The organism is Flavobacterium sp. NLM, assembly GCF_002210235.1.
Classification (GTDB): Bacteria; Bacteroidota; Bacteroidia; order Flavobacteriales; family Flavobacteriaceae; genus Flavobacterium; species Flavobacterium panici.
The window spans coordinates 238,274-250,302 of the sequence record NZ_LIAC01000010.1 but is presented as its reverse complement, the minus strand read 5'-3'; the positions used below and the strand labels follow the sequence as shown (position 1 = coordinate 250,302).

13 protein-coding genes and 1 tRNA gene are annotated in these 12,029 nt (G+C 31.0%); 6 read left to right on the top strand and 8 right to left on the bottom strand.

The window, feature by feature from the left end:
• Positions 1–182: 182 nt before the first annotated feature.
• Entirely contained in the window at positions 183–1,145 is a 963-nt protein-coding gene (locus APR43_RS14290; RefSeq protein ID WP_053470620.1) for an App1 family protein, read from the bottom strand.
• 62 nt (positions 1,146–1,207) lie between these two features.
• Between APR43_RS14290 and APR43_RS14285 the strand changes: the two genes are divergently transcribed.
• Positions 1,208–2,077 (top strand): diacylglycerol/lipid kinase family protein, encoded by an 870-nt coding sequence (locus APR43_RS14285; protein ID WP_053470646.1) that lies wholly within the window; start codon positions 1,208–1,210, stop codon positions 2,075–2,077.
• A gap of 33 nt (positions 2,078–2,110) precedes the next feature.
• On the opposite strand, the gene APR43_RS14280 is transcribed toward APR43_RS14285, so the two are convergent.
• Both APR43_RS14280 and APR43_RS14275 read right to left on the bottom strand, forming a co-directional pair.
• A complete protein-coding gene (locus APR43_RS14280) occupies positions 2,111–3,256 on the bottom strand; it encodes a GNAT family N-acetyltransferase (protein ID WP_053470619.1) in 1,146 nt (381 codons plus the stop codon).
• 119 nt (positions 3,257–3,375) lie between these two features.
• Positions 3,376–3,867 (bottom strand): DUF1761 domain-containing protein, encoded by a 492-nt coding sequence (locus APR43_RS14275; protein WP_053470618.1) that lies wholly within the window; start codon positions 3,865–3,867, stop codon positions 3,376–3,378.
• Positions 3,868–4,049: 182 nt separating this feature from the next.
• Between APR43_RS14275 and APR43_RS14270 the strand changes: the two genes are divergently transcribed.
• The 5 genes from APR43_RS14270 to APR43_RS14250 all read left to right on the top strand — a co-directional run bounded on the left by APR43_RS14270 (position 4,050) and on the right by APR43_RS14250 (position 7,245).
• Entirely contained in the window at positions 4,050–4,907 is an 858-nt protein-coding gene (locus APR43_RS14270) for a Two component regulator three Y domain protein (RefSeq protein WP_053470617.1), read from the top strand.
• Positions 4,908–5,149: 242 nt separating this feature from the next.
• Positions 5,150–5,767 carry a cysteine hydrolase family protein gene (locus APR43_RS14265; RefSeq protein ID WP_053470616.1) on the top strand — a complete coding sequence of 206 codons (618 nt, stop codon included), beginning with the start codon at positions 5,150–5,152 and terminating at the stop codon, positions 5,765–5,767.
• 2 nt (positions 5,768–5,769) lie between these two features.
• The gene (locus tag APR43_RS14260) at positions 5,770–6,300 is read left to right on the top strand and encodes a hypothetical protein (protein WP_053470615.1); all 531 of its coding nucleotides are present in this window, start codon (positions 5,770–5,772) and stop codon (positions 6,298–6,300) included.
• A 165-nt stretch (positions 6,301–6,465) separates the two neighbouring features.
• Positions 6,466–6,771, top strand: a complete 306-nt coding sequence (locus APR43_RS14255) for a hypothetical protein (protein WP_053470614.1) — start codon at positions 6,466–6,468, stop codon at positions 6,769–6,771.
• A 147-nt stretch (positions 6,772–6,918) separates the two neighbouring features.
• Positions 6,919–7,245: a hypothetical protein gene (locus APR43_RS14250; RefSeq protein WP_053470613.1), complete on the top strand. Its 327-nt coding sequence runs from the start codon at positions 6,919–6,921 to the stop codon at positions 7,243–7,245.
• A 39-nt stretch (positions 7,246–7,284) separates the two neighbouring features.
• On the opposite strand, the gene APR43_RS14245 is transcribed toward APR43_RS14250, so the two are convergent.
• The 5 genes from APR43_RS14245 to APR43_RS14225 form a co-directional block, all read right to left on the bottom strand.
• Entirely contained in the window at positions 7,285–8,259 is a 975-nt protein-coding gene (locus tag APR43_RS14245; RefSeq protein ID WP_053470612.1) for a polyprenyl synthetase family protein, read from the bottom strand.
• A 202-nt stretch (positions 8,260–8,461) separates the two neighbouring features.
• On the bottom strand, positions 8,462–9,556 hold the full coding sequence (locus tag APR43_RS14240; RefSeq protein WP_053470611.1) for an exopolyphosphatase: 1,095 nt from the start codon (positions 9,554–9,556) through the stop codon (positions 8,462–8,464).
• A 161-nt stretch (positions 9,557–9,717) separates the two neighbouring features.
• Positions 9,718–9,790: transfer RNA gene (locus APR43_RS14235), tRNA-Met, on the bottom strand.
• Positions 9,791–9,916: 126 nt separating this feature from the next.
• Entirely contained in the window at positions 9,917–10,441 is a 525-nt protein-coding gene (locus APR43_RS14230) for a DUF4269 domain-containing protein (RefSeq protein ID WP_053470610.1), read from the bottom strand.
• Positions 10,442–11,953 carry an ArnT family glycosyltransferase gene (locus tag APR43_RS14225; RefSeq protein WP_053470609.1) on the bottom strand — a complete coding sequence of 504 codons (1,512 nt, stop codon included), beginning with the start codon at positions 11,951–11,953 and terminating at the stop codon, positions 10,442–10,444.
• Positions 11,954–12,029: the final 76 nt, after the last annotated feature.

Below are 12,029 nucleotides of genomic sequence, written 5' to 3'. Positions count from 1 at the left end.
ATTTTTTATACTTACAGACCTTTGTCAAAGTTTCAAACTTTGACAAAGGTTTTTTCTTTACATAAAGTATTGTCATTTCGACGGAAGGGAGAAATCGCACTAGTGAATCGACAAAGATTGAGAACAAACTTTACGGAGTTTGTTGTGCGATTTCTCCCTTCGGTCGAAATGACAAAAAAGTGCTATTTAATAACTCCAATAGATCTGGAATGCGCAATTGCCTCGCTGCTTTCTTTAAAATAACAAACAGAAACATCAAGCGATTCTAAATTTTTCATGATTTTTTTGACTTCTTTTTTTTTACTTTTTCCGGTTTGTCTGATATAAACAGCAATTACAGTAACCGGGAAAATTTTGCAGATTCGCTCATATAAAACCGGATCGTGCTGCGAATCATCTCCCAATAAAACATATTTAAGATTAGGATAAAATTCTAAAACATGCTTTATTTTATCAAATTTATGATCGTGATTTCCGCGTCCGCTCATGAAGAAATCAGTAATTCCCCGTCTTATATCTTTCAATAAAACAACAGCGCGCGGCAGATTATGTATTTTGGTAAATTCTATAATAAATCGGTATAAATTCCATTCGCTGCTCGAAACATAAAAAAAAGCATTTTCTTCCTCTTTATTGTGTCGGCCGGCGGAACTTAAAGCCTGATAATGCGGAACAACATCTTTAAAAACCTTTCTGTCATTTACATTTTTGAAAAGCAAAATGTACATTTTTTTGAAGATATTCTGCGTATGCGAAACCAAAAAAGTATCGTCGATATCAGAAATGATTCCTAGATTTCCCTTATGCGGACGTATATAACTTCCTTTTGAAATAATAGTTTTACCTCCATATTTGATACTCACTTCGTATTCAATCCATCCAAAAGGACTTTCCTTTTCAAGCGGAATACAAAACTTAAAATAACCATCATCCAGCGTTTTGGTGTGGATTTCCTGATTGCCGCATTTTAGGTAAATATCAAAATTTTCAATTGTTTTTATTCTGAATTGGTTAACAACTGAGCGTGCATTTTTTAGGCTTTTCTTCTGGAAATCATAATCATACGTTCTTTTAAAGACATGCCCCATCACAATTAATTCTTCCTCATTGGCATAACCCCGATATAATTGTAAAATTGGTTTCATTAATTACGTATATTTATATAACATGTAAATTAATTATTTTAATTGGTTTTAAAAATAAAATTTTGAAAAAGAACATCATATTTGTTGTAAACCCTATTTCGGGAGATCTTGATAAATCAAGTTTAATTGAGGCTGTTCAGGAGTTTGCGGCGACAAATCATTTTGATTTGGAAGTTTATGAAACGACAGGCAAAAATGATTTAAAAGAAATACAAGCACTTTATAATCAATATAAGCCGGAACGAATTATAGTTGCCGGCGGTGACGGAACCATAAAAATGGTTGCCGAAGCTATGGAAGAACACGATGTAATTATCGGAATTTTGCCAGCCGGATCTGCAAACGGACTTTCGGTCGATTTAAACCTGCCTGCGGGAATCGAAGAAAACCTTAAAATTGCTTTTCTGCATCATTATATAGAAATGGATATGATTTGTATAAACGGCAAAAAAAGTATCCATTTAAGCGATCTTGGTTTGAATGCAAATTTGGTCAAAAATTATGAAGAAAGTGATGTGAGAGGTTTTTGGGGTTATGCTTTACAAGCCTTTACCACATTAACAGAATCTGACGAACCTTTTGTAGCAACAATATCGGCAAACAATAAAACCGTTGATCATGTCGCAAGAATGATTGTTATTGCTAATTCACAGAAATACGGAACTGGTGTAGTCATTAACCCAAATGGTTCCATGAACGACGGAAAATTTGAATTGGTGATTTTAAAAAGTCTGGACTTGTTATTAATTGGAAAAATTATTACCGGAAACATGCCAATAGATTCTGAAGATATTGTAATTATTTCGACAGATAAAGCAGAAATAAAAACAGATATTCCGGTTCATTTTCAAATTGATGGTGAATATTGCGGAGCGCAAAAGGAATTAGAAATTCATATTCTGCACAAACAAATGAAACTGGCAGTTCCTTAATCTTTGACAAAGTTTTAAACTTTGTCAAAGCTGTTACTTAAACGGATTGCGTTCCTGCCATTCTGTTTTTGGTTCCAAATAATTGAAAAACCTTGCAATATTATGATTGATTAAGGCATTACTATGTGTGATCAAACCGTACATTTTTATAGGTTTTGCCCCAACAGAACTTTTAATTTCGAGAGCGGTTCTGGCAAAAACAATTTCCTTAAATCCTTTTTTAATAGAATAGGCAATCATGTCGTAAAGCATATTTAAATACAGCATTTTTTCGCGCTGCACACTTTCGTCATAACCTAAAAAATAAGTGTCCATAACTTCTCCGTTTTTTATCAGCGTATTGAAACCAATTAGTTTTTCATCTAAAAAATAACCATAAAGCAAAAAGTCCTCTTTCATGATTTCTTTAAAAAAACTGAAATGGTTTCTGGCCAGAAAAAAAGTATTGAACGGAGCATTTTTAGCCACATGAAAATACAAATCGTAAATAACATCTTCGTATTTTCTAATGTCAGATAAAGACAATTGCTGTTTTTCTATTCCTTCAGATTTTTTGCGGGCGCGTTTGTATTGATCCCGATATTTTTTTGACAAAGCATCAACATAATCCTGTTCTGTTTTCCAATTTTCGTGGATTTTAAAAATCATATTGGGCTGTGTCGAGAACGTATAGTTGTTTTTAAATTCGGCCTGTAATGGCTCGATTTCTTTTGCAGTAAAATCTTTTATGCTCGTTATATGAACTTTTTTACCACTTTCTTTTAAATCTTTTTTAAGCTGATTAATAGCTTTATGAAGAGTTTTAATTGCTTTAGATTCTTTTACATTTTGATCAAAAACAAAAGCATTTTGTCCGGTTAACATATTGTTTCCAACAAATAATACGTGGGAAGCGAAATTTTTTAAAGCAAAATTACGAACAGATGTTTTTAAACATTGATCGCGTTCGCCAAACGATTCCAGTTTTTCGGCAAATAAAAATTGGGTTAAAACAATTCCGATCAATTTTTCCTCTTCAAAAATTCCGATAAAATGACAAATCATATTTACCGGACAAGAGTTTTCCAGTACTTCGAGATATTCCCGTGTCAAAAAAATATTATCTGCAGCCAGCGAATTCCATTCTAAAGGTAGTAATGACGCGCTGTTATAGATTTGAAAAGAATAAGTTGTATTCAAAAGTGTGAGCTAATTTCTTCAAAATTAGATAATATTTGTAATAACTCATTTTCTTTAAGTTATTATTAAGAAAAACCCGTTTGAGTTTTGGCTTCAAACGGGTTTATACTATTTATAATTTAGGCAAACTGGCAAACAATACCGCCTATTATAGTAAGAGTAAGCATCCAATATCCGGCATGAATAAAGATGTATTTCCATGATTTTCTTTCGAATAAACCATTAATACCGACTATAGGAAAAGCAAAAAACAATCCCGACATAAAACCGTGAAGAGCACCATGTTTAAAAGTGCGATAAGCAGTTCCATAATCTGCCATGAAAGCGTGGAAAGATGGTTTTGCAGTTTCAATAAATTGCGGACCGCCAATCATTCCGATAGCGCCAGACTGATGAATGGTAAACGACATTAAAGCCATCGAAAGCATTACAGAAAAAATGTACGTAAACCCAAATATTTTGAGCATGTTTCCTTTTTTCAGATCTTCTTCGGTAAAGTTATTTTCTCTCATCCAGATTGTTCCAAAAACTTTTGGGTGATACCAGATAAAACCGATTATGAGTGTCACAATCGCGGCAACGAAAAATGTAATTAGGTTAATTTTTTCCATAATATAGGTTTTTGTAATTAGTTGTTTCAAAAATAGTTAAAAAACTATAACGATTTCGATATTTTTATAAAGAAGAAAAGTAAGACGAATTTTTTATTTATTAACACTTTATCGACATAAGTCGCTTTATATCTAGTAATTAACTAATTTTGAAGCAGAAAAACATATCCCCCAAATCTGTTATGAAAAGCCTTGCAACACTTTTTTTAGCATTTGTTTTTTCTCTTAATATTTTTGCAGATACTGTTTCAGATAAAGAGAAAGACGCGCTAATTAAATTATATCACGCGACGAATGGTTCGCAGTGGAAAATAAAATGGGATTTATCACAATCAGTCTCAACCTGGTATGGAGTTTATGCCGAAAACGGAAAAGTAACTTCTTTAAATTTAGCAGATAATAATTTGCAGGGAGAATTGCCTGCCGAATTTTTTGAGCTGGTAAATTTAGTGACAGTTGATCTTCATAAAAATAATCTTAAAGGACAATTACCAAATTCAATCAGTAATTTTAAAGAGCTTCAGGTTTTAAATGTTTCCGGTAATCAGTTGTCTGGCGCAATTCCGGGAAGTATTTGCGATTTGAAGAATTTGAAAGATCTGGAACTTTTTAAGAATAATATTTCCGGTGAATTACCTCAGGAAATTGGAAAACTAAATCAATTAGAAATTCTTTGTTTGTTTGATAATCAAATTGCAGGTGTTTTGCCAAGTTCGTTGTATAAAATTTCGACTTTAAAAATACTGTTATTAAATAATAATAGATTATCAGGCGTTGTAAGTTCAGATATTTCTAATTTAAATATTCTGCAAAATTTAAGTTTATACAATAATAGTTTGGGTGGTGAGATTCCTAAGGAATTAGAAAAAATGCCTAACCTTTCAGAAATGAATCTTTCCTATAACAAATTCACAGGCTCGGTTTCAAAAAATCTTACTTTATTAGATGCTTTGAATATGACAATGTTTGATGAAAATGGGAATTTGTTTTTATTAGATGTAAATGAAGAAAGAAAAACGGAAAGCAATATTGTGAACTAATTTGTTTATGAAGTTTTACTTGATTGTTGACGATCAGGTATTTAAAAATATGAAAGCTGTAATTCGTTACAGCTTTTTTTGTTATATAATTTAGGAGAAATATATTTTTGATATTTCGTTAATACGATGATTTTCAGCGGAATATCAATTCGTTGTTATTTCTTAAATAATTAAATATCAACGACTTATGTTTGGGTTTGAATTTTGGAATCAGTTATTTCTAATTTCTAAAATTCAAAACTATGAGTACGTATCAAAACCACCGAACTGCATTATTATTAGTTGATCCCTATAATGATTTTCTTTCTGAAAAAGGAAAACTTTGGCCTTTTGTAAAAGAAACCGTGGAAAGCAACAATATTATTGTAAACTTAAAAAGTTTATTGACTGCGGTTAGAAAACATAATATTAAAGTAATTTATGTGCCGCATCGTCAAACGCAAAAAGAAGATTATTTGAAATGGAAATATTTTTCTCCATCACATAACGGAAGCAAAAATTTAACTCTTTTTGAAAAAGGAAGCTGGGGTGCAGAATTTCATCCGGATTTGCTGCCGGAGAAGGGAGATTTAATAGCCCAAAATCATTGGACAGCAAGTGGTTTTGCTAATACTGATTTGGATTTTCTTTTAAAAATTCATGATTTAGACCATATTGTAATTGCCGGAATGAGAGCCAATACTTGTATTGATTCAACGGCAAGATATGGCGTAGAATTAGGATATCACGTTACTTTGATCAAAGATGGAATAGGTTCTTTTAATCAGGACGAGATAATCGCAACTGTAGAAATTAATTTTCCGAGTTATGGACATTCACTTTTATCTGCACAAGAATTTATAAACATTTTAGAATCATAAAGATGGAAATACTTGCTGAATGTACTGCAAAGGCAATTATTGATTGTCCTGCAGAAAAAATAAATATTACCGAATGGCTGTTTACTCTAAAGGATTTTGAATATCAATCGTGTTCAAAGTCGCATATTGCCAGTGGAGTTTCATTTTCTGAAGATGGAAAGCGAATGTCTATCAATGTAGAAAAAGTTGCAGATAATTTTTTAGTACAGCATTATGTTGAAGAAATTGGAAGTAAAAACCATTGCAGAGTAAATTCTGTTTCTGATTCGATTTCGCCTTTAGGCACAACAAAAATAGGAGTGACCTGGGAACTTAAAATTGTCCCGATATCAAATGATCAGTGCGAACTTCATAATCATGTTGCTGTTAGCGCAACTCCTGAGTTTTTGGCGGTGCTGAAATCATTAAATATTAATGATTTAAGTTTAGTGAAAAGCCAGATGCTGCAAAATTTAGAAGCTCATAATAATGAAGAAACACCTTTGTTTGCTAATAATATTACTCAAAAAGGAAAAGCTGGTATTTGGAATTAATTAGTTTGGTGTAAAAAAATGCAGTAAATAGAATTTATATTAACTTTGCTTAAATTATTTTGATGCGGGTTTTTATAAAGCATTAATATTTTTTATAACTTTAAGATTGGATTCAATTCTAAAGAAAATTTAAACATAAAATACTAACCTTTTTACTATAAAATTATGACACTACAATATCAAGGTGAACAATACGGAAAGTCAACCACATTTACCATCAGAATTATTGGTAATAACTTATCAAAAAGCAGCTCGAATTATCAAATTGATCTTTTAGTTGGAGACAAAAAACTGCCAACTTTTACAAGTGAAATTCACCAAAGTTTATCAAACTGTTTGAGAGAAATTTACTTATTCAGAAAACACAACGGAATTAAATTTGACGAATCGTCAGAGAAAATAGTTTCTCTTTATGTTCCTTATGATAAGGTGTTGTATAACTATAATAAGTATGCTTTGTTTAGAGCTTAAGCAATTTTTTAATAAAATATACTTTTGGTAAACCGTCTTTTTTGAGACGGTATTTTTGTTTTCTGTTTTTTAGTTAGTTGTCATAAAAGATAACCACATTAAACAAAAATATGTTCAAATTTGGATTATCTAAAAAAGGATAAATCAATGGAAACAAAACAAATTAAAAATTTAGATAATATTAAAAAACTATCTGCATTGTACTTCAATACTCTTAAACGTGCTAATGATGAAAAAGAGATTTATACTGCCGAAATTAAATTCATAAATTATTATGAGTTAGGCTGTGTAATTAAAAATATGTTGCAATTATGTATTTTGGTGATAGATCAAGAAACGCATAAAATTTCAGAAAAAGAGAAAAAACAATCTATTAATGTAGGACTTATTTTAGAGTTAGTGATGCAACTTTTTCCTTTGGATGAATTTGAGTTTTTAGATGAGATTAATGATTTGGTGCAAACTGAAATTTAATATGCAGTTGAAGAAAAGATTTTATAGTAATCAAAATAATTAAACTCTTCTCCCGATTAAACTCTCTGCAAAAGCTCTCAATACCACTTTTTTATCTTCATCTATATTAATCTTGTCTAAAATTTCAGAAGCTTTAAAAGTATATTTTTTAATAGATTCTTGAGTTATTTCTGGTACTCCAGATTTTATAAACAATCCTGTTATGGTTTCAATTTTCTTTACATTATCCTCAAGGCGAACAGCATACAATTCCATTAATTGTTGTTTTTCGTTTTCAGATAGAATTTCAAGAGCCTTGAAATATAAATAAGTTTTTTTATTTGAAATAATATCACCGCATAATCGTCTGCCAAAAGTTGGAGTATCGCCAAAAAGATCAAGATAATCGTCTTGTAACTGAAAAGCTAAGCCCAAATTAAGTCCGAAATCATAAATTAAATCGCAGTTTTCTTTAGAAGTTTGAGCGATAATAGCACCCATTTTCATTGACGTTGCTATGAGTGCTCCGGTTTTATATTCAATCATTTTTAGGTATTCTGAAACCGTAACATCTTGTCGGGTTTCAAAATCAACATCCCATGTTTGTCCTTCGCAAACTTCGATACCCATTTTGTTAACGGCTTTAGTCAAAGCTTTGGCCAGATTTGGTTCGTAATTTTGCAGATAATGATAGGTTAGAATAATCATAGCATCTCCGGCAAGAATAGCGACGTTTGTATTCCATTTTTTGTGTACCGTTGGTTTTCCTCTTCTTATAGGATCTTCATCAATAATATCATCGTGAACTAATGAAGAGTTATGAAAAACCTCTACGGCTAAAGCTGCTGGTAATGCTAATTTGTAATCTGTGCCAAAAATTTCTGTTGTAAGTAAGGTCAGGACAGGCCGTATTCGTTTTCCTCCCAATGACAATATATAGCTTATGGGATCATAAAGGTTTTTGGGCTCTTTATCTATAATCTGATTTTCTAAATAACTAATAAAAAAATCTGTATATTGAGTTATTGAATGCATAAAATCAAAATTATTAATTTGTAAATGGCTAAATTACAGATTTTTAGCTGTATATTGAGAAAAATCCTAAAATTGATTTATATTCTAAATTGGTTGTAGTTTTTTTTAGAATTTGTTCCTGAATTATCCAAATTGAATTCTATTCAAAATAAAAAAAGCTCCAGATTTCTCTGAAGCTTTGTACAAGTTTGAAATACAATTCTTAAAAATTAGTATTCACTTTTTTAGAACGATCGGCAATGTATGAAATAAGCCATGTTACTTGTCCTTCTTTCACAAAGTATACCTTCTTTGTTTCTAAATTTGGAACACCTTCTAAACAAGCAATTAAGATATTATTTGCAGAAATTAAATATTCCTGATTATAAGTACTCAAAACTCTTGCAGCTTCTTTATTAGTTTTAGCAAGGTTAGTGAATTTAACGAAGTTATTTTTCAGGATTGCATCGTAATTAAGAATATCTTCCATGTTTAAAGAAATATAATGCTCTTTTACATTTTCATTATAATATAAAGTTGCAAAAGCCCAAACAGCTCCACCTGATAAATATATTTTGTCCTTTTTTAATAAAAGAGGATTTTTATCCAGTAATGCCTGAACTTTTTTACGCAGTACCGAGTTAAAATCAAAAGACTTTTCCTGATATGCCGACATATCATTCACCTGGCTTTGATTTACTACTGTTTTTTTCACCGCATCAGTAAGTGTCATTGTACCAAAATCAAGCTCCAAAGGGATAAACTCTAATTTATTATCTTCAAGTTCATCAATATATCCGCCTTTAGTAGTTTGAGCACCAATATCAAGCAAAAAAGCGTTAGAATAATCAACAGGAGGCATTGCACCTTTAACTAGTGTTTTAGCTTCTTCATTAACATTAAGTATTTCAAGTTCTTTGTTTGTTAGCGTAGCAATTTTATTTTTTAAAACATCAGCATTGCGGGCAGACGAAAAAACAGGAGCGGCTACAATAAAAATATTGGTTTCGGGCATTTTATGCTCTGCTCGTATTTTTGTTAATTGTTCAGCTACAATAGTGCTGGCTCTGTTAATATCATCTTCAGTAAGTTCGCCGGTATTAGCAATATGTTCAGCAAAATTAATTCTCTCTGTCCAAAACGAAAGAATTTTATAATCGGCTTTCTTGATATTACTTACATCCAGAACAGAAACTTTTATCGCTCTTCGGCCAACTTCAATTCCGGCATAAAGATTTTTTTGAGAAAATGAATTGATGGAAAAAAATAAACTTAAAAAGGTAAGGATAAGAATTTGGGGGCTGTTTTTTTTAAACATTGGAGTTTACGATTAAAATATAATTTTAAATAAATAATTAAGATAATTGTTGCTTTTCTTCTCGTTAACGTAAAGAAAATCAATTAAAAAGCAGGCTTTTTTGCAAAGTGCTTTTTTTTATAAAGAAAAAAGCTCCAGATTTCTCTGAAGCTTTTACTTAGTAGCGGGAACAGGACTCGAACCTGTGACCTTCGGGTTATGAGCCCGACGAGCTGCCTACTGCTCTATCCCGCGATGTTTCGGGTGCAAAGATACGCACTAAATACTGTTATGCAAAGAAATTATTGAAAATTTTTCATTTTAATAACTTTAGTTTTAAGTGATTGATATTTAGTAAATTGTGGTTTATAATTCCTTAAGTCACAATTTATATTCTAGTAATTCTAAATAGGGATTGGTTTTTAAACCTAATAATTCACCAAAAGCAGGCTCGGTTTTGTAACCATTTTGTTTGAGTTTTATAATTTCTAAACGGAAATTTTCCCCTTTTGATTCTAATATTTCATGTTCAATAATCATATGCTTGTAAGCGTTTTGATTTTTGGTTGGAATATTTTGTCCGAAGATTTCAATTTCAAAATCTTCTATTTTAAAATTAGCGATTATAGATTCATGTTGATCAATAATAGTTTCTCTTATTTTAAAATCAGTTTTATTTTCGAAAGAAGAAGAAATTGCAGCAATAAATTCGGTTTTGTTTTTCCAATAACAAATAATATCCAGATCACTGTTTTCAATATCAATATTAATGGGTATTGTTCCAGCCAAAATTGGATCAAATTCAAAAAGAGCTTCCATAACCTTATTTTGCTTTAAGGTTTTGTAAGCTTCAATCTGTTTTGGATTTCCGGTTTTTAAATATTCAATATTACTGAAATCAATCATTTATTTATCGTAATTTTTTTCTTCTTTGATTTCCTGTTCAAGCTTTTTATTGATGTTGATTTTCGCGTTTTTAAAAATAAAAATTGTAGTTCGGTATTCTCTGGCGTATTTATTTGTGATTTCGCCGCCAATTAAAGAGATATCAAAATAAGGACTCGTTTCTACAAATTCCTTACTGTCTTTGTCAAATTCTTTAACCCTAATTAGATTTGTATAATATAGATTTAGGTTAAACCAGTTTACATAATCGGCATTAAAAGAAACCGCTTTAATTCCTTTTTTGGTATAATAATTTATAGCTCCGGCCTGACCGTAATTATCACAAAGTACCAAAGTATTTTCTGTTTTTGGAAACAAAGCATAAACCGAATCAGTTTTACGGGCAAGTTCTTTCCACCCAAGCATATCAGCAAAATCCTGCGATAAATTATGCTCTTTTCCATCTTCCCAGCGGTGCGTTTCCAATTTTTCTGCAACTATTTTTTCGGGACTTTTATTGGGGAAAGCCAGGTAATACATCGGAATAAAAAATAGTAAAGGAAGTGCAATAAATACAGGTTTTAAAAAGCGTTTCCGTCCATTTTGTAAAACATCTGCAAGAAAAACCGAACCAAAAGCAATGTAAATAGGGTATAAGCCAATTGCATAATAAGCTTTTGCCTTGAAGTATAGAAACACAATTAATGTAAAAACTATCGACGCAAAAAAGAACTTATATTTTTCGAATGGTTTATAAAAAAGTAAGGCATAAAAAGAACAAAGAATGACAAAGAATCCACCTATGAAAAATAAAATCTGTTCTTTTGCAAAGTCTGCACGATCTACGTTTACCAATTGTGTTTCGGCCAATTCTTTCATATGATGTACAATTGGGAAATGATTATTATACTGCCATAACAAATTTGGTAAAATCAATAATAATCCTAAAATCAAGGCAAAGTATAATTTTTTCTCTGCAAATATTTTTCTTTGTTTAGAAAGTATAATTGCCGGTAAAAGTCCAATTAAAAGAAACAGAATATTATATTTATTTAAAAATCCAAAAGCAAAAACAACGGCTCCTATATAAAGCCATTTTGATTTTTCTGAAGTAACATATTGAATCAAAATATAATAAAATAATGTCCAGCACAAAACGTCAAATGAATTGGGCTGATACAACATGTTGATTCTTAATAAAGCCGAAAATAGAATACAAAGTGCGCCTAAAACTAAAGCGTATAAATTTCCTTTTAAAAGCTCAATAGTTTTCCAGACAACTAAAAGAGTCAAAGCACCAAAAAGGGCAGGAAAGAACTTGACCCAAAAAACAGAATTCCCAAGCAGTAATATAATATACGAAAACCACGAAGTTACCGGCGGAACAGATAAATAACCCCAAGCCAAATGATGCGCCTGATCGAGATGTAAATATTCATCGCGCTGCAAATCATATTCGGGACTTATTAAAACATATTGCAGGACAAATTTTAAAATAATAAACCCAATTAAAATAAGCGTTTTTTTATTCATGGAGTTTTTGGTTTGGTTGTAAATGGTTTTGTATAACGAATATAGGATTTATTTTGATTTGAAAACAGGTATAAGT

What these genes read in the sequence shown, in the direction of transcription:
- APR43_RS14290 (WP_053470620.1), bottom strand. Translation starts at nt 1,145, where the DNA reads ATGAAACCAATTTTACAATTATATCGGGGTTATGCCAATGAGGAAGAA.
- APR43_RS14275 (WP_053470618.1), bottom strand. Translation starts at nt 3,867, where the DNA reads ATGGAAAAAATTAACCTAATTACATTTTTCGTTGCCGCGATTGTGACA.
- APR43_RS14270 (WP_053470617.1), top strand. Translation starts at nt 4,050, where the DNA reads ATGAAAAGCCTTGCAACACTTTTTTTAGCATTTGTTTTTTCTCTTAAT.
- APR43_RS14265 (WP_053470616.1), top strand. Translation starts at nt 5,150, where the DNA reads ATGAGTACGTATCAAAACCACCGAACTGCATTATTATTAGTTGATCCC.
- APR43_RS14260 (WP_053470615.1), top strand. Translation starts at nt 5,770, where the DNA reads ATGGAAATACTTGCTGAATGTACTGCAAAGGCAATTATTGATTGTCCT.
- APR43_RS14255 (WP_053470614.1), top strand. Translation starts at nt 6,466, where the DNA reads ATGACACTACAATATCAAGGTGAACAATACGGAAAGTCAACCACATTT.
- APR43_RS14250 (WP_053470613.1), top strand. Translation starts at nt 6,919, where the DNA reads ATGGAAACAAAACAAATTAAAAATTTAGATAATATTAAAAAACTATCT.
- APR43_RS14245 (WP_053470612.1), bottom strand. Translation starts at nt 8,259, where the DNA reads ATGCATTCAATAACTCAATATACAGATTTTTTTATTAGTTATTTAGAA.
- APR43_RS14240 (WP_053470611.1), bottom strand. Translation starts at nt 9,556, where the DNA reads ATGTTTAAAAAAAACAGCCCCCAAATTCTTATCCTTACCTTTTTAAGT.
- APR43_RS14230 (WP_053470610.1), bottom strand. Translation starts at nt 10,441, where the DNA reads ATGATTGATTTCAGTAATATTGAATATTTAAAAACCGGAAATCCAAAA.
- APR43_RS14225 (WP_053470609.1), bottom strand. Translation starts at nt 11,953, where the DNA reads ATGAATAAAAAAACGCTTATTTTAATTGGGTTTATTATTTTAAAATTT.